Consider the following 20630-nt stretch of genomic DNA (forward strand, 5'->3'; position numbering starts at 1 on the left):
GGTGAGGGCGCGAGCGAGTTGCTATTACAGCCTCGCTCTAGCCTGACGTTCCGGGCCGGCCGGTTGGCCAGGTCGACAGCGCCTGCGCGGCGATGGCCCGTAGCATGTCGCGACTGAAGCCGGCCTTCGCCTGAACCGCCATGCCGTGAATCACCGTTAACACGAACGCTGCGAGCACATCGGGCTTGGCCGTCTCTGGCAGGTCGCCCTCGGCCTTGGCCCGCTCGAAGCGCTCGCGAAGCAGCGCCTCGCCGGCAGCGCGCGCCTCGATCAGCATCTGCCGCACCGGCTCCGCCTCGTCCGATCCCGCCACGATGCCGTTGATGCCGAGGCATCCGGGATGGTCGGGATAACGCGTGTTGACGTCGATCGCGCCATAGATGACTCCTGCCGCGACCTCGCGTGCCGTCGGCAGTAGAAGTGCCTTCGGAAAGTGATCGAGATAGCGCTCGTAATAGCGGTTCAAGGCCAGGCCGAAGAGCGATTCCTTGTTGCCGAAAGCCGAATAGAGGCCCGGCCGCTCGACGCCCGTCGCCTGCGTCAGGTCGGCATAGGACGCGCCCTCATAGCCCTTGCGCCAGAAGACGCAGAGCGCCGCGTCGAGTGCTTTCTCGACGTCGAACTCGCGATGGCGTCCCATCAGTGCGGTCCAGCTCTTTTCATAACGGCCATTATTAAACCACTTGACATGCATTGTCCATATTTCATACCAATCATTACAGTAACAGTCGTTACGATAAGCAGGCAGCGCCCGCCGCTGGCCCATGCGGCATATTCATCCGGAGAGTTTCCCATGTCGAAGATACTGGAGGGCAAGGTCGCCCTCGTGACCGGCGGCTCGCGCGGGCTTGGCGCCGCCGTGGCCGAAGCGCTGGCCGACCAGGGCGCGGACATCGCGATCAGCTATGTCGCTTCGGCCCAGAAGGCGCAGGCCGTGGTCGAGAAGCTGACGGCGAATCGCGTCCGCGCTCTCGCGATCCAGAGCGACCAGGCCGACATGGCCGCGGCCAAGCCGCTGGTCGACACGGTGAAGGCGCATTTCGGCAGACTGGACATCCTGGTCAACAACGCAGCCATCGCGGTACAGGGCAAGACGGTCGATAGCCCCGATCTCGATACGTTCAATCTCGATCGGCAATGGCAGATCAACGTCATGGGACCCGTGGCCCTGACGCGCGCGGCGGCTCCCGTGCTGTCGGATGGCGGCCGGATCGTCTTCATCGGCTCGCGTCTCGGCACGTACGCCCTGATGCCCGGGGTGGCCGATTATGCCGGAAGCAAGGCCGCGCTGATCGGATATGCGCGAGGGGTCGCCCGCGATCTCGGCGCACGCGGCATCACCGCCAACGTGGTGCAGCCCGGCGCGATGCCGACGGACATGATGGTCGATGCTCTCGGCAGCACGGACGCTCCCGAGGCATTCCTAGACCTGCACCCGATCCGCCGCCTCGCCACGCTCGAGGAGGTGGCCGGTACGGTCGGCTTCCTGGCAGGTCCGAATGCGGGCTATATCACCGGCGAGGTGATCAGCGTGTCGGGTGGCGTAGGGATCTGAAGCGGTCTGGCGGCGCGTCAGGAAAAACGGTCCCAGGCGGCCTGTCGGGAAATCCCGAGCGCCTCGCCGATCGCGGCCCATGAGACCTTGCGCTTGCGCAGGACATCGACGGTCCGGCCGAGCCCGGTGGCGGCGTGCTCGTAAAGTGCAGCCTCGACCTTGAGCCAATGCAGCAGCCGCTCGCTCGGGAGCGTCTCGAGTTGCTGGATACTCCGGACCTCCGTATCCGGCTGCGGCGCATCCACCGGCAGCGCCATGAACGCGTTGCACTTGGCAACGCACTCATTGCAGATGAAGACGGCCGGCCCGGCGACGAGCTTCTCGACGTCGTGCTGGCTCTTTCCGCAGAAGGAACAGTGCAGGAGCGGCTTCAACGCCTTGCCCGGTTGCTTCCGGCGTCCGCTGGAACCGGTTTCGGCCGGAGCCTGATCCGAGACCGCCATGTCCGTCTCCTGTCAAGGTAAGCTTGACGAAAGGCCTACTCCGGCCTGCCCAGTCTTGTCAAGGTTGACTTGACGTTTGGCGAGAGGCCGGTTGCTGCCGGCCGTGCCTATGCACATGACGGCAGGCTGCTCTGCAAAAGCGCCTCTGCTCGGGCCAAGCAGGCGCGGCTATCCGCCAAATCCTCTCCAGTCTCATCGAGCTCTGTTCCATGCGCAATTTTCTGATGGTCACCTTGCCCCGTATCGTCCTCGGCCTGCTCTTCATCGTCAGCGCGGTCGACGGCTTCTGGTGGCTCGCCACCGGCACTCACCTGATCCACCCGCCGACGTCCGAACGCGGACTGATCTTCGAAGCCGCGCTGCAGAACTCCGGCTTCTTCTGGCCCTTCCTCAAGGCGGTGAACCTCGCCGGCGGCCTGAGCCTGCTGTTCAATGTCGTGCCGGCCTTCGGGCTCGCCTTGATCGCACCGGTGATGGCGGTGATCGTGCTGTTCCACTTCGCCATCAACCCGGCCGGCATTCCGGTCGCGATCATCCTGATCGTGGCGGGCGGGCTCCTGGTCTACGCCTATCGCGAGCGCTATGCCGCGCTGTTGCGCTGAGCCTCGCGTTTCAGAGCTCCGAAGCGAAGCCCCAGTGCGGGACATGGGCGGCGAGCTTGTCGAGCAGCCGCCCGAACTGGCCTCGCTCATCGCCGGAAAGGCAATCGAGCATCGCTGCCTCCCTTGCCTTGAGCGCCGGAATGTAGCGCTCGTAGAGGGCGCGGCCGTCCGCCGTCAGGAAGAGGAGCTGGCGGCGGCTGTCGGCCTTGTCGGGCTCGCGCCGGATCAGCTTCTTCTTCTCGAGCAGGATCACGGCGCGGCTGACGCTCGCCTTGAGGTGGCCGGAGAACTCGCAGAACTCGCTGGCAGTGGCGCCGTCGCGCACGGTCAGAAAGATCAGGATGACGATCTCCGGCCGGGTCAGCCCGAACTCCATCTCGATCGCCCGGAAAGAGGGCTCGCGATAGAAGTTGAGGATATAGCCGATCTTGTAGGCGGTCGGGATCGCGGTGCCGTCGAGGATGGCGCGCCGCTGCCCGGCGTCGAGCTCGCGGGCCTCGTCCTGCGGAATTAGTCTCACATTAGACTTTTTTGTTGCGCGCGCCATGAGCCGGTCCTAGCATTCTCGCTAAGCAATGGCACGGTTTTGCCGTGCCGGGAGGAGGCGATGGACCAGGCTGGTGCCACAAGGCGACAGGCGCTTTCGCACGCGCCGGAGCGGCAGTGCTTCTATTCGGGGACGGACGCCCATCCGATCTATGTCGACCGGCTCGGGGGCGCTCAAGCGGGGCGCTTGCCGATCGTCCTCGTCCATGGCGGCGGCCATACCGGCGCCTGCTATCTGACGACACCGGACGGTCGGCCCGGCTGGGCGTCCGTCTTCGCCTGCGGTCGCGAGGTCTTCGTGCCGGACTGGCCGGGCCATGGCCGCTCGGCGATGCGGCCGGATTTCGCAACCCTGTCGAGCGTCGAGATCGCGCAGAGCCTGCAGCGGCTGCTGGAGGAAATCGGACCGGCGGCGTTGCTGGTGCATTCCGCGAGTGGACCGATGGCCTGGTGGATCGCCGAGCGGAGCCCCAAGGCGGTCGCGGCGATCGTCGGAATCGCGCCGGGCGGGCCGGCCAATCTTCTGCCCGTTCTGCCCGACGATGCCGAGGCGGTGGCGAAGCTGAAGGACGACGAGAGCCTGGGCTGCCCTGTCCGGGTCGAGGAAGACAAGCCGCTCTTCATCCCGACCGAGTTCATGCGGGCCTATTGGGCCAATTCCGCGCGCTTTCCGCAGCAGGCTTTCGAGGCCTATCGCCGCTCGATCGTGCCCGAGAGCGCGCGCCTGATGAACGAGCGCTTCAATATCGGCGGCAAGGGCTTGCGCATCGCCGATCCGGCCAATCTGGCCAAGATGCCGATCCTGATCGTCACCGGCGACAGCGATCCGCGCCATCCGCGCGCGGTGGACGAGGCGACGGCACGCTTTCTTGGTGCCGAGTTCGTGTACCTGCCGGAGCGCGGCATCGCCGGCAACGGTCATATGCCGATGTGCGAAGACAACAGCGACGAGATCGCGGCCCTGATCGTCGCCTGGCTGGAGGCAAGGGGTCTTTGACGCTCGAACCGGCGGCGTTCAGCCCGCCGGACGATAGCTCGGGAGGATAATGATGCGGTCGCTTCTCGCAGGCGGCGCCCTCATGGCGCTAGCCACCATGCCGGCGCTGGCCCAGGTCAGCGATGACGTCGTCAAGATCGGCGTGCTGACCGACATGGGCGGTGTCACCGCCGATATCGGCGGCAAGGGCTCGGTGATCGCAGCCGAGCTGGCGGTGAAGGAGTTTGGCGCCACGGTGCTCGGCAAGCCGATCCAGATCGTTGCCGCCGACCATCAACACAAGGCCGATCTCGGCACCTCGATCGCCCGGCAATGGTTCGACATCGACAAGGTCGACGCTGTCGTCGACGTGCCGAATTCCGCGGTGGCGCTGGCGCTGCAGTCGCTGGCCCGCGAGAAGAAGCGGATCGTGATGTATTCCGGCGCCGGCACCACGGCGCTGACCAATGAGCAGTGCTCGCCCTATGGCTTCCACTGGACCTACGACACCTATGGCGTCGCGCGCGGCACCGCCTCGGCCGTGGTCAAGGCCGGCGGCACCTCGTGGTTCATGCTGGCCTCGGACTACGCCTTCGGCCACCAGCTCCAGAAGGACGCGACTGACGTGGTCGAGGCCAATGGCGGCAAGGTCGTCGGCGCGGTGCGCCACCCCCTCAACAATGCTGATTTCTCATCCTTCCTGCTCAGGGCGCAATCCTCGGGCGCCAAGGTGATCGGTATCGCCAATGCCGGCGGCGACACCATCAACGCGATCAAGCAGGCCGGCGAGTTCGGGCTGGTCGAGCAGGGTCAGAACCTCGCGGCGCTGATCTTCTTCCTGCAGGACGTGCACAGCCTCGGCCTGAAGGCGACGCAGGGCACCTACCTGACCACTGCCTCCTATTGGGATCTCGACGAGCCTTCGCGCGCCTGGTCGAAGCAGTTCCTGGAGAAGGCTGGGATGATGCCGTCCATGCTGCATGCCGGCGTCTACGGCTCGGTGCTGCACTATCTCAAGGCGATCAAGGAAGCCGGCACCGACGATCCCGACAAGGTCGCTGCCGCGATGCGCGCCATGCCGATCAACGACGCCTTCACCAAGGACGCCAGGATCCGTGCCGACGGCCGGGTGCTGCGCGAGATGTATCTCGCCCGCGTCAAGAAGCCGGCGGATTCGAAAGGGCCGTGGGACTATTTCGAGATCGTGCGGAAGGTCGCGCCGGAGGAGACGGTCTGGCCGCTGTCGGAGAGCAAGTGTCCGGGGGCGAAGGGGTAAGCTTCCCTCGCAACAACATATGTGTGTCGTCCCGGGCGCAGCGAAGCGAAGACCCGGGACCCATTCCGCAACCTTACTCGGATAGGCTCCGGAATGGATCCCGGATCGGCGCCGCTACGCGGCTTGTCCGGGATGACAGCGTGGGGATGCCGAGGACTAGCGGCCTGCCACGATCAGAGCGCGAAGCCTTGCAGCCGCTCGCCGAGTGCGGCGATGCGCTCGGCCGCGACGTTGGCGATCGCGATGCGCAAATGCTGCTCCTGCCCGGGGCCGAAATAGGGGCCGGGCAGGGCCAGCACGCCGCGCTCCTGCACCAGCCGGCGGACGACCTCCGCAGCCGGCACGCCCTCGAAGGGGTGGGCGACATAGGCGAAATAGGCGCCGGCGGCGAGCACGGTCCAGCCGTTCAGCGGCGCGATCGCCTGGCGGAACAGTGCGGCGCGCGAGTTCATCTCGGCACGATTGGCCTCGCGCCAGGCGCGGATGCCGTCGATGCCCCAGGCGACCGCGCTCTGGCCGGCGCGGACCGGGCTGATCTGGATGCAGTCGAGCACCTTGCCGATCTGGGCGAGCGCCGCCTCGCCGGCGGTGATCGCTCCGAGCCGCCAGCCGGGCACCGCATAGGCCTTGGAGAAGCTGTAGAGGCCGATCAGCGAATCCTGCCAGTCGCTTGCAGCGAAGAGCTCATGTGGGCGGTCGGCGCCTTCCGGCAGGAAGTCGCGATAGGTCTCGTCGAGCACCAGCCAGATCTTCCGCCTGCGGCAGAGCGCGGCGAAGGCGGCGATGGCGGCAGGCGGATAGACGGCCCCGGTCGGATTGTTCGGCGTCACCAGGACGATGGCGCGGGTGCGCTCGTCGATCAGCGCCTCGGCGGTTTCGGCATCCGGCACGAAGCCGGCTTGCGGGTCGCAGGGCAGCGGGCGCGGCTCGACGCCGAGCATGTTCAGCGTCATCTCGTGGTTGAAGTACCAGGGCGTCGGCAAGAGCACATTGTCGCCGGCCCGTGCCAGCGCCATCATCACGGTGACATAGGCCTGGTTGCAGCCGGCGGTGATCGCGATCTCCTGCTGCCGGATCGCCCCGCCATAGAAGGCGCTGCTCTCGGCGGCATAGGCCTCGCGGAGGACATCGTCGCCGACGATCGGTCCGTAGCGCGTGCTCTCGGCGGTCGCGGCGGCTTCGGCGAGGCGCTCGAGCAGGGCGGCCGGCGGCGGCGAGCCGGGTACCGCCTGCGACAGGTCGATCAGCGGGCCGTTGCCGCCGGCATAGCCACGAGCCCAGGCCTTGGCCTCGGGGATCGGCGGCGTCGCGGTGTCGATGAGATCGGGATTGAGCGGGGCGGGAGAGGACGCAGGCATGGTTGAGCTTTGCGGCGCGTTTCTCGCTGCGTCAACGCCTGTGCCGGCAGGGCTGGAGCGCGGCGCCGGCAGCCCCCATATTCGAACCTGAGCAATGCGAGGCTGACGGCATGGACGAGACGACACAGGACGCGATCGAGGAACTGCATGCCCTGCTCGACCGCGCCCGGGTGATTGTGCCGTTCACCGGGGCGGGGATCTCGACTGAATCGGGCGTGCCGGATTTCCGTACGCCGGGCTCACCCTGGATGAGCAACAAGCCGATTCCGTTCGATATTTTCCTCGCCAGCCGTGAGGCGCGGATCGAGGCCTGGCGGCGCAAATTCGCGATGGACGACCATTATCGCGATGCCAAGCCTAACCGCGGCCACCGGGCGCTGGCGACATTGGTGGCGGAAGGGCGCTCGCCCGGCGTGATCACCCAGAACATCGACGGCCTGCACCAGGCTTCGGGCATCGCCGAGGACGGCGTGATCGAGCTGCACGGCAACGGCACCTATGCCACCTGCCTGACCTGCGGCTGGCGGCACGAGCTTTCGGCGATCCGCGAGGCCTTCGAGGCGAGCGGCGAGCCGGCTTCCTGCATGATGTGCGCCGGGATCGTGAAGACCGCGACGATCTCCTTCGGCCAGCAGATGCCGCAGCAGCCGATGCTGCGGGCGCATGAGCTGACGATGTCGGCCGATCTCTACCTGGTTGCAGGTTCCTCGCTCGTCGTCTTTCCGGCTGCGACCTTTCCGGTGATCGCCAAGCGCAACGGCGCCAAGCTCGTCATTCTCAATCGCGAGCCGACCGATCTCGACCCGATCGCCGATCTCGTCGTGCGCAGCGAGATCGGGCCGGCCTTGGCGCGACTGGCGAATTGATCAGGCTCGGCGGTCTTCCCGGGGCGCTGCGGAGCAGCGAGCGCGGAACCCATGAACACGACACCATTCCAGCTCGTCATGCTCGCCCTTGTGGCGAGCATCCACGTCTTGAACACCGCTCGCTAGCGGCGAAGACATGGATGGTCGGGACAAGCCCGACCATGACGGGAAGGGTTTTGTCCAAAGGCGGGTGATCAACTAGTCGCGCGAAGCGAACGCCAAGCGCACTGCCAGCCCGCCAAAGACGGCGCCGAGGATGCGCTGTGGCCAGAGCGCCAGATGCGGCCGGCTCGCAATGGCGCGGCCGAGCCGGCTCGCCGTCAGGATGACGATGCCGTTGGCGATGAGGCCCATCAGGTTGAGGATCGTGGCGAGCACCACGACCTGCAGCAGCAACGAGCCGGCCTCGGGCTTCAGGAATTGCGGCAGCAGGGCCAGCATGAACAGTGCCATCTTCGGGTTGAGCAGATTGGTCAGCAGGCCCTGCAGGAAGATCTGGCGCAGCGGGAAACGCGCGGCATCGGCCGTCGGCGCGAACAAGGTCGCGGGAGAGCGCAACGTCTTCCAGGCGAGCCAGGCGAGATAGGCCGCGCCGGCCCAGCGCAGGGCGTCATAGGCGGCCGGCACGAGCAGGAAGAGCTGCGACAAGCCGTAGGCGGCAGCAAGCGCCTGGAGATAGCTGCCGGCGGCGATGCCGACATAGGTCATGAAGCCGGCGGCGCGGCCCTGGCTCATGCTGCGTGAGGCGATCAGCAGCATGTCGGGGCCGGGAGTCGCCGTCAGCACGGCGCAGGCGGCAGTAAACAGAGCGAGCGTGGCGACATCGAGCATGGCGGGGTCCTTCAGGCCAGCGGCTTGGCGAAGCGTTGGAAGGCATCCTTCGTCGGCGTGGTGCCGGCACCGGGCTGCTGCGGGCGCAGGAAGCAGCCATCGGCGACAGTGGCGGGGTCGGCGAAGGCGTCCTTGATCCAGGGAATGTATTCGAGCACCGGCGTCGCCGGATGCCAGTAGGCGAGATGGACGTGGACCTGGCTCATCTCGCCGGCGTGGGGCGCGACCGGCAGGCGATGGGCCAGCGTCAGCTCGGCGACCTGGATGTATTCGGTGACGCCGCTGAGGCGCGTGACGTCGGGCTGGACATAGTGGATCGCGCCGGCCTGGACGAAGGCGCGGAAGGCATCGAGCGTATAGAGCTGCTCGCCGAGCGCGACGGGAATTGAAGTCGAGCGGGCGAGCTCGGCATGCGAGCCGATGTCGTCGTACCAGAGCGGCTCCTCGAACCAGAGCAGGTCGAGCGCCTCGGCGCGGGCGCAGAAGCGCTTGCAGGTCGGCAGGTCCCATTTGCCGTTGCCGTCGATCGCCATGGTGACATGGTCGCCGATGGCGCGGCGCACCGCTTCCAGCCGCCCGATATCGGTCATCGGATCGGCATGGCCGACCTTGATCTTGATGCGGTGGAAGCCGTCGCGCTCGACCGCCATGCGCGCGCCCTCGACCAGCTCGTCCTTGGGGATCGAGAGCCAGCCGATATCGGTGTTGTAGGCCTCGAGCTTCGATTTGCTGGCGCCGCCGAGCAGGTGCCAGAGCGGCACGCCCGCCTTCTTCGCCTTGAGATCCCAGAGCGCGATGTCGACGGCGGCCAGAGCCAGCTGAGTGATGCCGGCGCGGCCGACCCATTGCAGCGCCGGATGGCGGGCGAGCTTCAGCCAGAGCCGCGAATGCTCGGAGGCGTCCTCGCCCACCAGCAGCGGCGCGTAGCAATCGCGGATGCACGACGTGATCAGCCGGTCGGAGGCGAGATCGGCATGGGTGCCGGTGAAGCCGTAGCCGGTGAGCCCGTCCTCGCTGACGATCTTCGTGCCGACCACGCCCCAATGGCTGATCCGGTGGGTCGAGTCGGCGATCGAGCCGCCGGTGACCGGGATATGGAGGATGAAGGGCTCGATACGGGCGATGCGCATGACGGTGCTCCGGCTCTTGCCTCGCGACTCTTGCCTCGCGACTCTTTGGCCGATCATCGACCTGATGCGCGGAAGCGACAAGGCGCGGCTTTCGGCGACCCTACGCGCGCTTTGCGCATGCTGATGATGTGGATGAGCGGTAAGCGGCTGTTTCCCGGCTTCGTCCGGGTGCTATCGTCACGTCACGAATCACGTTCGCGGCGGAGATGAGCGGAACATGTCCGACGAATACGGCGACGGAGGCAGGCCACCGGTCGGCCCGCTGCAATCGCTCAACCGGATCGTGCGTCTGGACGGGCCTGAGACGATCGCCGAGCAGGTGGTCGAGATCATCGGCCACGTCAAATGGTTCGATGTGAGCAAAGGCTACGGCTTCGTGGTGCCACAGGATGGCGGGAGCGATGTCCTGGTCCATGTCACCACCCTGAAGCGCGACGGCTTCCATGCCATCGCCGAGGGTGCGCGCATCGTGCTCGAGGCGGTCGCCAAGGCGCGTGGTCGCCAGGCCACGCGCGTGCTCTCGATCGACACCTCCGCGGCGCGCCATCCGGCCGAGATGCCGATGCCGCGCACCAATGCGACGGTGACGCCGACGAGCGGGCTGGAGCGCATGGTGGTGAAGTGGTTCAACCGCCTGCGGGGGTTCGGCTTCGTCTCGGCGGGCGAGGGCGCGCCCGACATCTTCGTCCATATGGAAACGCTGCGCCGCTACGGCATCGTCGAGCTGATTCCGGGGCAGACCGTGCTGGTGCGCTACGGGCCTGGACCGAAGGGGCTGATGGCGGCCGAGATCCGGTTCGAGCAGGGCGGGCCGCCCAGTTCGCACTGAGAAGGATCCTTTCGGAGAAGGCGCCCTGAGGCGCCTTTTTTGTTGCGGTTCGGATGGCGATTCACGACTAGCATGCAGCGCCGGATATCGACGAGGTGCTGGCGCAGATGGGCGAATCCTTCGACCTCCCCCGCGCAAATCTGGACCGGTCGCTGCAATATGCCGAGGCGAGCGCGAGGCGGCGGCAGGCCCGGAGTTAGCGACCTCAGCCGGTTCTGAACAGAAACGGCGAATTTGAGTGAATCGGCTTCACCTGACCTCAAGGAACCTGCAGCTAGAGTGTCTTCGTTATGGGGACATGTCGATTGCCGTGCTGCTGATCACCGACCGTCCGGAAGAGAGCCAGAAACTCGAGCGACTCCTGTCGCTGTGGGGGCCGTGCGATGTCGTCGACCTGTATCGTCCGGCACGAGGCGGGCCGGTGCCGACGCGGCTGCTCGTCAGCGACGTCGATCTGTCGAACCGCGTCGCGGTCGAGGCCATCCGGGATCGGGTCGCGGCGCACCGGCGCAAGGGCATGCCCTTTCTCTGCCTGCTGCGGGACCAATCTCCGCGCCTGACGATCCAGGCCAATGCGATCGGCGCGAGCGCCGTCCTGCCGGCAGGCCTCCCGGCAAGGACCCTGCTCGACGAGATCGGCCGCATTCTCAATCCTGAAGGATGCGGCGCGATCCAGCAGAACTTCATCGCGGCATCCGCCGGCATGGCCGACCTGCTTTCGGCTGCCGCGGAAGGTCGGGCGCTGCCGGTGGCTGCTATCGAAGGCAGCGTCGAGGCGATCAACCGCGCTGCCGACGACCGCGATCTCGGCGCCTGGCTCGAGCTGGTCTGGAACCATGACGATGCGACCTATCAGCACTGTCTGCTGGTGGCAGGTCTCGTCGCAGCTTTTGCGCGGGCGCTCGGTTTTCCCGAAGAAGCGCGCAAGCAGGTCACCAGTGCCGCGGTCCTGCACGACATCGGCAAGGCCCGCATTCCGCTCGCGATCCTGCACAAGGCCGGCAAGCTGACGACGGAGGAGCTCGCGATCATGCGCGAGCACCCGCAGATCGGCTATGAGATGCTGCAGAGGCAGGGAGCCTTTGCCGGCGAGGTCGCCGAGGCCGCGCGCAGCCATCATGAATATCTCGATGGCACCGGCTATCCGCAGGGGCTGAAGGCGCACGAGATTTCGGACGTCGTCCGGATGGTCACGATCTGTGATATCTACGCGGCACTGATCGAACGACGTCCCTACAAGGCGCCAATGGCCCCGCAGGAGGCCTATGCCATGCTGGTCGGAATGGGCGCCAAGCTCGATGGCGACCTGCTGCGGGCATTCCGGGCCGTGGTGCTGCCCGGCTGAGGCTCAGAGCGCGAAGGACGTGCCGCAGCCGCAGGAGCTGGTCGCGTTCGGGTTGATGATCCTGAACGACTGGCCGACGAGATCGTCGACGAAATCGATGGTCGAGCCGTCGAGCAGCTCGAGCGACGTTTCGTCGATCAGCACGGTAGCGCCGTCGCGCTCCAGCACCAGGTCTCCCTCGGCCTTCTCGCGGTCGATGTCGAAGACGTACTGGAATCCCGAGCAGCCGCCGCCGGCGACGCTCACGCGCAGCATCGAGCCCGGTGCCTCGCTCGCCATCACCGCGAGGATACGGCTCGCGGCCTTGTCGGTCAGCGAGATCGCGTGCGGTTTGGCTTCGATCGCCATGGTCATGCGCAGAACATCCTTGCTCCTGCCTCGTCAGCAAAGGTAATGGCGCTGGCGCATCGCTTCAAGCCGCGCCTGCCCAAGGGGCTGCCATGCCGCAAGCACACGAGACCGCCACAGCCCCGACGCGCGAGCCGGGCGACCGCTGGCGCGCGCCTTACGCCTGCCGGACCGCAACGAGTCGCGGCCGGCTGGTCGATGAACCCGGCTCGGCGACACGCAATCCGTTCCAGCGCGACCGCGATCGCATCATCCATTCCACCGCCTTCCGCCGGCTGAAGCACAAGACCCAAGTCTTCGTCTCGCATGAGGGCGACCATTTCCGCACCCGCCTGACCCATACGATCGAGGTGGCGCAGATCGCCCGCGCTCTGGCCCGCGCGCTCGGGCTCGACGAGGATCTGGCCGAGGCGCTGGCGCTGGCGCACGATCTCGGCCACACGCCCTTCGGTCATACCGGCGAGGATGCGCTCGGCGAATGCATGGCCGGCTTTGGTGGGTTCGACCACAACGCCCAGACACTCCGGATCGTCACCCGGCTGGAGCGGCGCTATGCCGGCTTCGACGGGCTCAACCTGACCTGGGAAACGCTGGAGGGGCTGGTCAAGCACAACGGCCCCTTGCTCGATGCCGACGGCAAGCCGACCGAGCGCTATGCCAGGACCGGCATTCCGGTCGCGATTCTCGAATACCAGGAGAAGCAGGATCTCTGGCTGGATAGTCATGCCTCGGCCGAGGCGCAGGTCGCGGCGCTCGCCGATGACATCGCCTACAACGCCCATGACATCGACGACGGCCTGCGCGCCGGGCTGTTCGATCTCTCCGAATTGCGCGCGGTGCCTTTCCTCGCTGGTTTGCTCGACGAGATCGATGCCCTGCATCCCGGGCTGGAGCGCCCGCGCGCGATCAACGAAATGGTTCGCCGCGTGATCACCCGCTTCGTCGAGGACGTGATCGCAGAATCCGAGGCGCGGATCGTGGCGCTGGCGCCCGCCGATGCCGACGCGATCAGGCGGGCCGGTGCGCCGGTCGTCGCCTTCTCGCCGGCGCTGGCCGCCGCCGACAAGGCGATCAAGGGTTTCCTCTATCCCAACATGTACCGGCATCCGCGCATCGGCGTGATCCGCAAGGAGGCGGCCGACATCGTCCGCGACCTGTTCGTGCGCTTCCAGGCGCGGCCACAGGCCATGCCGGCCGAATGGGCGGCCGGATGCGACGGACTCGACGAGGCGCGGCTGGCACGCCGGATTTCGGACTATATCGCGGGGATGACCGATTCCTACGCGCTCGACGAACACCGGCGCCTGTTTGACGCCACCCCGTCGCTGCGATAGGGCCGGGCGCTTCCTTACGCATTCCTGGTCGCCATGAACATTTTCGAGACTTTCTCCGCGCGCCTCGCCACCGTCCTGGCCGGACTGGCTGAAACCGGCCGCATCCCGGCCGGTCTGTCGCTGGCGCGCGTCGTGGTCGAGCCGACCAAGGATCCGGCCCATGGCGATCTCGCGATCAACGCCGCCATGGTGCTGGCCAAGGAGGCCGGGATGGCGCCGCGCGCGCTGGCCGAGTTGATCGTCGCCGAGCTCGCCAAGGACGGCGATGTGCTCAAGGCCGAGATCGCCGGGCCCGGATTCATCAATCTCACGCTGCAACCTGCTGTTTTCACTGAGGTTCTCAAGGCTGCTGTGTTGGCCGGCGCCGAGCATGGCCGCGGCGCCGCCAAGGGCGAGCCCAGGATTAATGTCGAGTACGTCTCGGCCAATCCGACCGGGCCGATGCATGTCGGCCATGGCCGCGGCGCGGTGTTCGGCGATGCGCTGGCGAGCCTGCTCGCCTTCGCCGGGCGCGACGTCACCCGCGAATACTACATCAACGATGCCGGCGCGCAGGTCGATGTGCTCGCCCGCTCCGCCTTCCTGCGCTATCGCGAAGCGCTGGGCGAGGATATCGGCGCGATCCCGGAAGGGCTCTATCCCGGCGACTACCTGGTCTCGGTTGGGCAGACGCTGGCGAAGGACTACGGCCCGTCGCTGCGCGACAAGCCCGAACGGGACTGGCTGCCGCTGGTGCGCCAGGCGGCGATCGACGGGATGATGGCGATGATCCGCGACGATCTCGCCGCGCTCGGCGTCGTCCACGACCTGTTTTTCTCGGAGCGCTCGCTGCAGGGCCGGGACGGCAATTCAAACGCCGTGCACCAGACGATCGAGGATCTGCGCGCCCGCGACCTGATCTATGAGGGCCGGCTGCCGCCGCCCAAGGGGCAGAAGGACGAGGACTGGGAGGACCGCGAGCAGACCCTGTTCCGCGCCACAAAATTCGGCGACGACGTCGACCGGCCGCTGCTGAAGTCGGATGGCAGCTACACCTATTTCGCCAACGACATCGCCTATCACCGTTCGAAGTTCACCCGCGGCTTTGCCGAGATGATCGACGTCTGGGGCGCCGACCATGGCGGCTACGTCAAGCGCATGCAGGCCGCGGTGAAGGCGGTGACGAACGGCGAGGGCGCGCTCGACGTCAAGCTCTGCCAGCTCGTGCGCCTGCTGCGCAATGGCGAGCAGGTCAGGATGTCGAAGCGCTCGGGCGACTTCGTCACGCTGCGCGAGGTCATCGACGAGGTCGGTCGCGATGCGGTGCGCTTCATGATGATCTTCCGCAAGAACGACGCGACGCTCGACTTCGACCTCGCCAAGGTGGTCGAGCAGTCGAAGGACAATCCGGTCTTCTACGTCCAGTACGCGCATGCGCGCTGCGCCTCGATCTTCCGGCAGGCAGCCGAGGCTTTCCCGGATCTCGACCTTTCGCCGCAGGCGTTGGCGCAGTCGGATCTTGGTTTGCTGACCGACGAGTCGGAGATCGGTATCGTCAAGATGATCGCGGCGTATCCGAGGATGATCGAAGCCGCGGCTTCGTCACACGAGCCCCATCGTGTCGCCTTCTTCGTGCACGATCTGGCCAGCGCCTTCCACTCGCTGTGGAACAAGGGCAAAGACTCGCCGCAATTACGGTTCGTTAATCAAACTGATCGAAAGTCGACATCGGCAAGATTGGCGTTCGTGCATGCGGTACGCAGCGTCCTTGCTTCCGGTCTGGCGGTCGTTGGGGTGACGGCGCCGGAGGAGATGCGCTGACGGGTCCATCCCGGCGCATCGGGTGCTTTGCGGATCAGGATGATCCGGCCAGCGCCCGCCGGGTCCGATACGAAGGCGGTGTTGGCCGATATGCCGAAAGGCGGGTCGGCCGGGCTTTCGTCAGATTGACCGCGCTGTGGCGGCGTCCTTTGATGGATGGCGGCATGCGCTGGAATGGATCAAGTCATGAGCGAGCCAGCTAGAAACCGATTCGCCCTCGATCTCGACGATCTCGAGCGCCAGCTGCGCGGGGCGGCCCAGCCGCAGAAGCCGGGCGCGGCTTCGGATCCGCTGATGGAGCTGACCCGTCTCGTCGGTCAGGATGATCCGTTGAAGGAGCTCTTCGCCGGTCGCCCCGCCGAGCAGACGCGCCCCGCGGCTTCGGCTGCACCGCAGCCCGCCTCCTGGGCTCGGACCGAGCCCAGCTTCCAGCCGACGCTGGTCACCGCCCCGCCGGTGCAGCCGGTCTCACCGCCGGCCGATGTCCGCGGTGCGCTCGACGAGTTCGAGGCGCTGCTGCGCCGGACCGAGCCGGTGCGGACCACGCCGCAGCCTGTTGCGCAGGCAGCCGCAGCGCCGGCGCATCATTATGACGAGCCGGAGCCGCTCCCGGTGCGCGCGCAGCCCTATGCGATGCAGGACGGGCCGCACGCCTATGTTCCCGAGCAGCCCCGCGATCTCGACGAGGCTGCCGGGCACGGCCATGTGCAGGCGCAGGCCTATGCTCCCGAGCCCGCACCCGACTATCATCAGGCAGCGCCGGACTATGACGCGCAGCATCAGGATGCCGAGGACGAGCATCGCGACTTCCGGCGCTCGCGGTCGCGCAAGGGCATGCTGACGGCGGCGGCCCTGGTCATCGTCGCGGTCGGCGGCGTCGGTGCCGCCATGGTCTTCCGCAATGGCAAGCCGGCCGGCGTCAACGGCCAGCCGCCGGTGATCGCGGCCGATACCGGCCCGTCCAAGGTCGCCCCCGTCAATCCGGGCGGCGCCGAAATCCCGAACCAGAACAAGCAGATCTATGAGCGCAGCGGCGACGCCAGCGCCGACAAGACCAAGGTGGTCAGCCGCGAGGAGCAGCCGGTCGACCTGCAGCAGGCGGCGCGCGCCATGGCGCCGCGCCCGACGCAGGGCTCGAACGGCGCAATCACGCCGACCGACACCGCCGCCGCCGGCCTCGCTCCGACTGAGCCCGGTCTGGTGCCGATCCCGGCCGTGCCGGGGCTCGGCGAACCACGCAAGGTTCGCACGGTGGCGATCCGTCCCGACGGCACGCCGGCGCCGAGCAATGCTCCTGCGTCGAGTGCCCCGGGACAGGGCATCGTGACCGGCTCGGCTCCGTCGAATCGTCCGGCCTCGGCGACCCCGGCCCAGACCGCCCAGGCCGCTCAGCGTCCGCAACAGCCGAGCGCGACACCCGCCGCTGCCCCGAAGACGCAGGAGCGGGCTGCCGCTCCGGCGACGCCGCCGGCTGCCCAGACGCCCCCGGCCAACACCCGTACCGCCGCGCTTGCACCGCAGCAGGCCGAGCCGGCAGCCACCGCGCCGCGGGCCGATCCCAATGGCGGCTTCGCCGTCCAACTCGGCGCGCCGGGCAGCGAGGCCGAAGCGCGCGCCACCTTCGCGGCGCTGCAGCGCAAATATCCCGGCCAGCTCAACGGCCAGAGCCCGATCGTGCGCAAGACCGAGCTCGCCGGTGGCAAGACCGTCTACCGCCTGCGCGTCGGCCCGTACTCCCGCGAGGATGCGAGCTCGATGTGCTCGGCGCTTCAGGCTGCCGGCGGGCAGTGCTTCATCGCCAAGAACTGAGCGGACGCAGGCAGAGCCGAGGGTTCCGCCGCCGATAGAATCAAAGCCGGCCGCGATCGTCGCGGCCGGCTTTCGCTTGCGTGGGGCTTCGCGGGCGGGGCAGGCTTGTCGCGATCTCCCGCGATGCAGGCTTAGGCGATGTCTCCCGATCCAATTCCCGGCCGCGCCGCCGACCCGCGGTTCCTCGATTGCGAGAGTTCCGCGCCGGAGGCCGTGCCGCATCGCGCCGTCGCGGTCATCGGCATTCCGGCCGCGACGCCCTATCGGTCGGGCCGTGCCCACAGCGCCTCGGCGCCGGCCGCGATCCGCCGCGCCAGTGCGGCCCAGGTCGCCAAGCTCGCGCATTACGATTTCGATCTCGGCGGGCCGCTGCTGCCCGCTGGTGGGCGCCTGGTCGATTGCGGCGATCTCGCCTTCGATCCGGACGACCTGCCCCGCAACCGTGCGCGAATCGCGGCGACCTATGCGACGCTGCTGGCGCGCGGTGCGGCGCCGCTCCTCCTCGGCGGCGACGACAGCGTCCAGATCCCGGCGCTCGGCGCCTTCGCGGCACGCGGCGAGATCACGATCCTCCAGGTCGATGCCCATATCGACTGGCGCGACGAGGTCGAGGGCGAGCGCTTCGGTCTGTCGAGCACGATGCGGCGTGCCTGCGAGCTCGACGGCGTCCGGACGATCGTGCAGGTCGGCGCCCGTGGCACCGGCAGCGCCCGGCCCTCGGATGTGGCGGAGGCGAGGGCTGCCGGGGCGCAATTGATCGACATGGGTATCCTGCGGGCGAAGGGGATGGCGCCCGCGATCGCGGCCGTTCCGCCGGGCCGGCCGGTGGTGGTCTGCTTCGATGTCGACGGTTTCGATCCCAGCGTCGTGCCAGGCGTGCTCGGCCGCACGCCCGGAGGGCTTGCCTATGGCGATGTCGTCACGCTGCTGAACGGCGTGGCGGAGCGGGCGCCGATCATCGGCTTCAACATCGTCGAATTCGTGCCGGAGGCCGATATCGACGGCCTCGGCACCCGCACGGTCTGCCGGCTGGCCATGCTGGGAGCCGGCCTGCTGGCCCGCAGCGCCGCGCGCTGAACCGCATGCCCATGCCGATGTGCGGGAATCCCGGATTGCTCCCGCGATCCGGACATGCACCCGTTGCAGCGTCGTGGCTGGAGCACGGTCAGCGCGTGCTCTAGCTTCGCCCCGAATCCGTGGCCTAATCCGCTCTGAAAATGCGGAAGGCCTGCACGTGAGAGGAAGCACCATGGACCGCCGCAAGCTGATCAAGACGACCGCCGCCGGAGCCGCCGCCGCGACGATCGCCGCGCCGGCGATCGCGCAGACCAATCCGAAGATCAACTGGCGCCTGACCTCGAGCTATCCGAAGAGCCTCGACACGCTGTTCGGCATCTCGACCCAGGTCGCCAAGCGCGTCGCCGAGGCGACCGACGGCAATTTCCAGATCCAGACCTTCGCCGCCGGCGAGATCGTACCGGCGCTGCAGGCGCTCGATGCGGTCCAGAACGGCACCGTCGAATGCAGCCACACGCTGGCGAGTTTCTATATCGGCAAGGACACCGCCTTCGCCTTCGAGACCTCCTTGCCCTTCGGCCTCAACACGCGCCAGCAGAACGCCTGGCTCTACCAGGGCGGCGGGATCGAGCTCTGCCGCGACCTGATGAAGAAGTTCGGCGTCCACACCATCCCCTCGGGCAACACCGGCGCGCAGATGGGCGGGTGGTTCCGCAAGGAGATCAAGAGCCTCGCCGATCTCCAGGGCCTCAAGTTCCGCATCGCCGGCCTGGGCGGCCAGATCATGGCCAAGCTCGGCGTCGTCCCGCAGACGCTCGGCGGCGGCGACATCTATCCGGCGCTGGAGCGCGGCACGATCGACGCGGCCGAGTTCTCAGGCCCCTATGACGACGAGAAGCTCGGCTTCGTGAAGGTGGCGAAGTACTACTACTATCCCGGCTTCTGGGAAGGCTGCGCCAATGTCAGCTTCATCGCCAACCAGGAGAAGTGGAACGGGCTGCCGGCGCATTACCGCGCCATCGTCGAGGCGGCCTGCGCCGAGGCGAACGCGCTCTGCATGGCGAAATACGACCACGGCAACCCGGACGCGCTGCTGCGCCTGATCGCCGCCGGCGCCGAACTGCGACCCTTCCCGCAGGACGTGATGCAGGCAGCCTTCAAGGAGGCCTTCGCGCTCTATGCGGACCAGGCGGCGAAGAACCCGAACTTCAAGACGCTGTGGGATTCCTTCCTGCCTTACTGGAAGAAGGAGCAGCTCTGGTTCCGCGTTGCCGAGTTGCCGTTCGACGCCTTCAACGCGCAGGCGTCGCAGTCGCTGCGCTGAGGGTAGCGCACTCGGTTTATCCAGCTCGTCATGCTCGCCCTTGTGGCGAGCATCCACGTCTTGAACGTCGCTTTGCCCGAAGGAAGACGTGGATGGTCGGGACAAGCCCGACCATGACGGGAAGCGTGAGCCCGCAATGACGCAATGCTCATCGCCCCCGAATCGGCGATAACGGCGCCATGACCTCGCGCGCCTTCATTGCCGGCTGCCTCGGCACGAGCCTCACCGCCGACGAGCGGGCCTTCTTCCGCGACGCCCGGCCGTGGGGCTTCATCCTGTTCAAGCGCAATACGCAGGATCCGGCGCAGGTGGCTGCGCTGACGGCGCAGATGCGCGATTGCGTAGGCTGGCACGCGCCGATCCTGATCGACCAGGAGGGTGGGCGAGTGCAGCGCATGGGGCCGCCGCACTGGCCGCCCTATCCGCCGGCGCTGGCCTTTCTCGCCATCAACGATCCCGTGCAGCAGCGCGAGATCGTCCGGCTCTCGGCGCGATTGATGGCGCATGATCTCAAAAGCGTCGGCATCGATGTCGACTGCCTGCCGGTGCTCGACGTTCCCGTCGCCGGCAGCCATGACGTGATCGGCAACCGCGCCTATGCCCGCGACCCCACCATGGTGGCGACGCTCGGCCGCGCCGCGGCTGAAGGGCTGATAGCCGGTGGCGTGCTGCCCGTGATCAAGCATATGCCCGGCCATGGCCGGGCCAAGGCCGACAGCCATCACGACCTGCCGGTGGTCGAGGCGAGCCTGGACGAGCTGCGCGCCCATGATTTCCGCCCGTTCCGGCATCTCGCCGACATGCCGCTGGCGATGACGGCGCATGTCGTCTTCACCGCGCTCGACAAGCGCCGGCCGGCGACGATCTCGCGCAAGATCATCAGAGAGATCATGCGTGGCGAACTCGGCTATGACGGTTTGATCATGACCGACGACATCTCGATGAAGGCGCTGTCGGGCTCGTTCGAAGACAAGGCGAAAGCGGCGATCAGGGCCGGGGTCGACGTGGTGCTGCACTGCCATGGAATCATGGATGAGATGGTCGCGGTCGCCGGCGCCGTTCCGGAGATGACCGGACCGCGAGCGCGCCGCGCTGCGATGGCGCTGGCACGGATCAGGCACGAGCCCGAGCCGCTCGATGTGGACAGCACCCGCGCCCAGCTTGCCAGCGCCCTTGCTTTGGGCGGCGGTTAGGCTGATTCTCTCCCCGGGGCTGTGGCTCCGCCGACTGGGCGGAGCAGG

19 protein-coding genes and 1 pseudogene are annotated in these 20630 nt (G+C 67.4%); 13 read left to right on the forward strand and 7 right to left on the reverse strand.

All coding sequences use genetic code 11. The features are described from left to right. Positions 1–37 precede the first annotated feature (37 nt). On the reverse strand, positions 38–640 hold the full coding sequence (locus tag BMZ21_RS00130) for a TetR/AcrR family transcriptional regulator (RefSeq protein WP_091828487.1): 603 nt from the start codon (positions 638–640) through the stop codon (positions 38–40). A gap of 153 nt (positions 641–793) precedes the next feature. Here BMZ21_RS00130 and BMZ21_RS00135 point away from each other — a divergent pair, with 153 nt between their 5' ends. Then, entirely contained in the window at positions 794–1555 is a 762-nt protein-coding gene (locus tag BMZ21_RS00135; RefSeq protein WP_091828489.1) for an SDR family NAD(P)-dependent oxidoreductase, read from the forward strand. Positions 1556–1821: 266 nt separating this feature from the next. On the opposite strand, the pseudogene BMZ21_RS31095 reads toward BMZ21_RS00135, so the two are convergent. Further along, positions 1822–1929, reverse strand: a pseudogene (locus BMZ21_RS31095) (ClpX C4-type zinc finger protein); the annotation flags it as partial. 278 nt (positions 1930–2207) lie between these two features. Here BMZ21_RS31095 and BMZ21_RS00145 point away from each other — a divergent pair. Further along, positions 2208–2600 (forward strand): hypothetical protein, encoded by a 393-nt coding sequence (locus BMZ21_RS00145; RefSeq protein WP_091828492.1) that lies wholly within the window; start codon positions 2208–2210, stop codon positions 2598–2600. A 10-nt stretch (positions 2601–2610) separates the two neighbouring features. Here BMZ21_RS00145 and BMZ21_RS00150 read toward each other — a convergent pair whose 3' ends face one another. Further along, complete coding sequence (locus tag BMZ21_RS00150; protein WP_244543636.1) at positions 2611–3120, reverse strand: MarR family winged helix-turn-helix transcriptional regulator; 510 nt, start codon at positions 3118–3120, stop codon at positions 2611–2613. Between the two features lie 87 nt (positions 3121–3207). Here BMZ21_RS00150 and BMZ21_RS00155 point away from each other — a divergent pair, with 87 nt between their 5' ends. Next, positions 3208–4143 (forward strand): alpha/beta fold hydrolase, encoded by a 936-nt coding sequence (locus BMZ21_RS00155; RefSeq protein ID WP_091828495.1) that lies wholly within the window; start codon positions 3208–3210, stop codon positions 4141–4143. Positions 4144–4195: 52 nt separating this feature from the next. Next, on the forward strand, positions 4196–5398 hold the full coding sequence (locus BMZ21_RS00160) for an ABC transporter substrate-binding protein (RefSeq protein WP_091830435.1): 1203 nt from the start codon (positions 4196–4198) through the stop codon (positions 5396–5398). A 173-nt stretch (positions 5399–5571) separates the two neighbouring features. Here BMZ21_RS00160 and BMZ21_RS00165 read toward each other — a convergent pair whose 3' ends face one another. After that, positions 5572–6756 carry an aminotransferase gene (locus BMZ21_RS00165; protein ID WP_091828497.1) on the reverse strand — a complete coding sequence of 395 codons (1185 nt, stop codon included), beginning with the start codon at positions 6754–6756 and terminating at the stop codon, positions 5572–5574. Positions 6757–6866: 110 nt separating this feature from the next. On the opposite strand from BMZ21_RS00165, the gene BMZ21_RS00170 reads away from it, so the two are divergent. Next, entirely contained in the window at positions 6867–7622 is a 756-nt protein-coding gene (locus tag BMZ21_RS00170; protein ID WP_091828499.1) for an SIR2 family NAD-dependent protein deacylase, read from the forward strand. Between the two features lie 198 nt (positions 7623–7820). Here BMZ21_RS00170 and BMZ21_RS00175 read toward each other — a convergent pair whose 3' ends face one another. Beyond that, positions 7821–8453: a LysE family translocator gene (locus BMZ21_RS00175; protein WP_091828501.1), complete on the reverse strand. Its 633-nt coding sequence runs from the start codon at positions 8451–8453 to the stop codon at positions 7821–7823. An 11-nt stretch (positions 8454–8464) separates the two neighbouring features. Beyond that, entirely contained in the window at positions 8465–9583 is a 1119-nt protein-coding gene (locus BMZ21_RS00180; RefSeq protein ID WP_091828503.1) for a mandelate racemase/muconate lactonizing enzyme family protein, read from the reverse strand. A gap of 217 nt (positions 9584–9800) precedes the next feature. Between BMZ21_RS00180 and BMZ21_RS00185 the strand changes: the two genes are divergently transcribed. Together BMZ21_RS00185 and BMZ21_RS00190 are read left to right on the forward strand one after the other, a co-directional pair. Then, positions 9801–10412, forward strand: a complete 612-nt coding sequence (locus BMZ21_RS00185; protein WP_091828504.1) for a cold-shock protein — start codon at positions 9801–9803, stop codon at positions 10410–10412. A gap of 298 nt (positions 10413–10710) precedes the next feature. Then, positions 10711–11757, forward strand: coding sequence for an HD-GYP domain-containing protein (locus BMZ21_RS00190; RefSeq protein WP_091828506.1), 1047 nt, complete (start codon positions 10711–10713; stop codon positions 11755–11757). 3 nt (positions 11758–11760) lie between these two features. On the opposite strand, the gene BMZ21_RS00195 is transcribed toward BMZ21_RS00190, so the two are convergent. Then, positions 11761–12111 carry a HesB/IscA family protein gene (locus tag BMZ21_RS00195; protein WP_244543637.1) on the reverse strand — a complete coding sequence of 117 codons (351 nt, stop codon included), beginning with the start codon at positions 12109–12111 and terminating at the stop codon, positions 11761–11763. A gap of 86 nt (positions 12112–12197) precedes the next feature. Here BMZ21_RS00195 and BMZ21_RS00200 point away from each other — a divergent pair, with 86 nt between their 5' ends. The 6 genes from BMZ21_RS00200 (at position 12198) to nagZ (ending at position 20582) form a co-directional block, all read left to right on the forward strand. Beyond that, positions 12198–13439: a deoxyguanosinetriphosphate triphosphohydrolase gene (locus BMZ21_RS00200; RefSeq protein WP_091828508.1), complete on the forward strand. Its 1242-nt coding sequence runs from the start codon at positions 12198–12200 to the stop codon at positions 13437–13439. A gap of 33 nt (positions 13440–13472) precedes the next feature. Then, the gene (gene argS / locus BMZ21_RS00205; RefSeq protein ID WP_091828510.1) at positions 13473–15239 is read left to right on the forward strand and encodes an arginine--tRNA ligase; all 1767 of its coding nucleotides are present in this window, start codon (positions 13473–13475) and stop codon (positions 15237–15239) included. 186 nt (positions 15240–15425) lie between these two features. Further along, complete coding sequence (locus BMZ21_RS00210; RefSeq protein WP_167561478.1) at positions 15426–17048, forward strand: SPOR domain-containing protein; 1623 nt, start codon at positions 15426–15428, stop codon at positions 17046–17048. Positions 17049–17186: 138 nt separating this feature from the next. Beyond that, on the forward strand, positions 17187–18125 hold the full coding sequence (locus BMZ21_RS00215; protein ID WP_091828513.1) for an arginase family protein: 939 nt from the start codon (positions 17187–17189) through the stop codon (positions 18123–18125). Between the two features lie 172 nt (positions 18126–18297). Beyond that, on the forward strand, positions 18298–19389 hold the full coding sequence (locus tag BMZ21_RS00220; protein ID WP_091828515.1) for a TRAP transporter substrate-binding protein: 1092 nt from the start codon (positions 18298–18300) through the stop codon (positions 19387–19389). 179 nt (positions 19390–19568) lie between these two features. Further along, positions 19569–20582, forward strand: coding sequence for a beta-N-acetylhexosaminidase (gene nagZ / locus BMZ21_RS00225; RefSeq protein WP_091828517.1), 1014 nt, complete (start codon positions 19569–19571; stop codon positions 20580–20582). The last annotated feature ends 48 nt before the right edge of the window (positions 20583–20630 follow it).

Source organism: Allobosea lupini (assembly GCF_900109525.1).
Taxonomy (GTDB): Bacteria; Pseudomonadota; Alphaproteobacteria; order Rhizobiales; family Beijerinckiaceae; genus Allobosea; species Allobosea lupini.

Coding starts and splice junctions, on each gene's coding strand:
- BMZ21_RS00130 (WP_091828487.1), bottom strand. CDS start 640: ATGGGACGCCATCGCGAGTTCGACGTCGAGAAAGCACTCGACGCGGCG.
- BMZ21_RS00135 (WP_091828489.1), top strand. CDS start 794: ATGTCGAAGATACTGGAGGGCAAGGTCGCCCTCGTGACCGGCGGCTCG.
- BMZ21_RS00145 (WP_091828492.1), top strand. CDS start 2,208: ATGCGCAATTTTCTGATGGTCACCTTGCCCCGTATCGTCCTCGGCCTG.
- BMZ21_RS00155 (WP_091828495.1), top strand. CDS start 3,208: ATGGACCAGGCTGGTGCCACAAGGCGACAGGCGCTTTCGCACGCGCCG.
- BMZ21_RS00160 (WP_091830435.1), top strand. CDS start 4,196: ATGCGGTCGCTTCTCGCAGGCGGCGCCCTCATGGCGCTAGCCACCATG.
- BMZ21_RS00165 (WP_091828497.1), bottom strand. CDS start 6,756: ATGCCTGCGTCCTCTCCCGCCCCGCTCAATCCCGATCTCATCGACACC.
- BMZ21_RS00170 (WP_091828499.1), top strand. CDS start 6,867: ATGGACGAGACGACACAGGACGCGATCGAGGAACTGCATGCCCTGCTC.
- BMZ21_RS00175 (WP_091828501.1), bottom strand. CDS start 8,453: ATGCTCGATGTCGCCACGCTCGCTCTGTTTACTGCCGCCTGCGCCGTG.
- BMZ21_RS00180 (WP_091828503.1), bottom strand. CDS start 9,583: ATGCGCATCGCCCGTATCGAGCCCTTCATCCTCCATATCCCGGTCACC.
- BMZ21_RS00185 (WP_091828504.1), top strand. CDS start 9,801: ATGTCCGACGAATACGGCGACGGAGGCAGGCCACCGGTCGGCCCGCTG.
- BMZ21_RS00190 (WP_091828506.1), top strand. CDS start 10,711: ATGTCGATTGCCGTGCTGCTGATCACCGACCGTCCGGAAGAGAGCCAG.
- BMZ21_RS00195 (WP_244543637.1), bottom strand. CDS start 12,111: ATGACCATGGCGATCGAAGCCAAACCGCACGCGATCTCGCTGACCGAC.
- BMZ21_RS00200 (WP_091828508.1), top strand. CDS start 12,198: ATGCCGCAAGCACACGAGACCGCCACAGCCCCGACGCGCGAGCCGGGC.
- argS (WP_091828510.1), top strand. CDS start 13,473: ATGAACATTTTCGAGACTTTCTCCGCGCGCCTCGCCACCGTCCTGGCC.
- BMZ21_RS00210 (WP_167561478.1), top strand. CDS start 15,426: ATGAGCGAGCCAGCTAGAAACCGATTCGCCCTCGATCTCGACGATCTC.
- BMZ21_RS00215 (WP_091828513.1), top strand. CDS start 17,187: ATGTCTCCCGATCCAATTCCCGGCCGCGCCGCCGACCCGCGGTTCCTC.
- BMZ21_RS00220 (WP_091828515.1), top strand. CDS start 18,298: ATGGACCGCCGCAAGCTGATCAAGACGACCGCCGCCGGAGCCGCCGCC.
- nagZ (WP_091828517.1), top strand. CDS start 19,569: ATGACCTCGCGCGCCTTCATTGCCGGCTGCCTCGGCACGAGCCTCACC.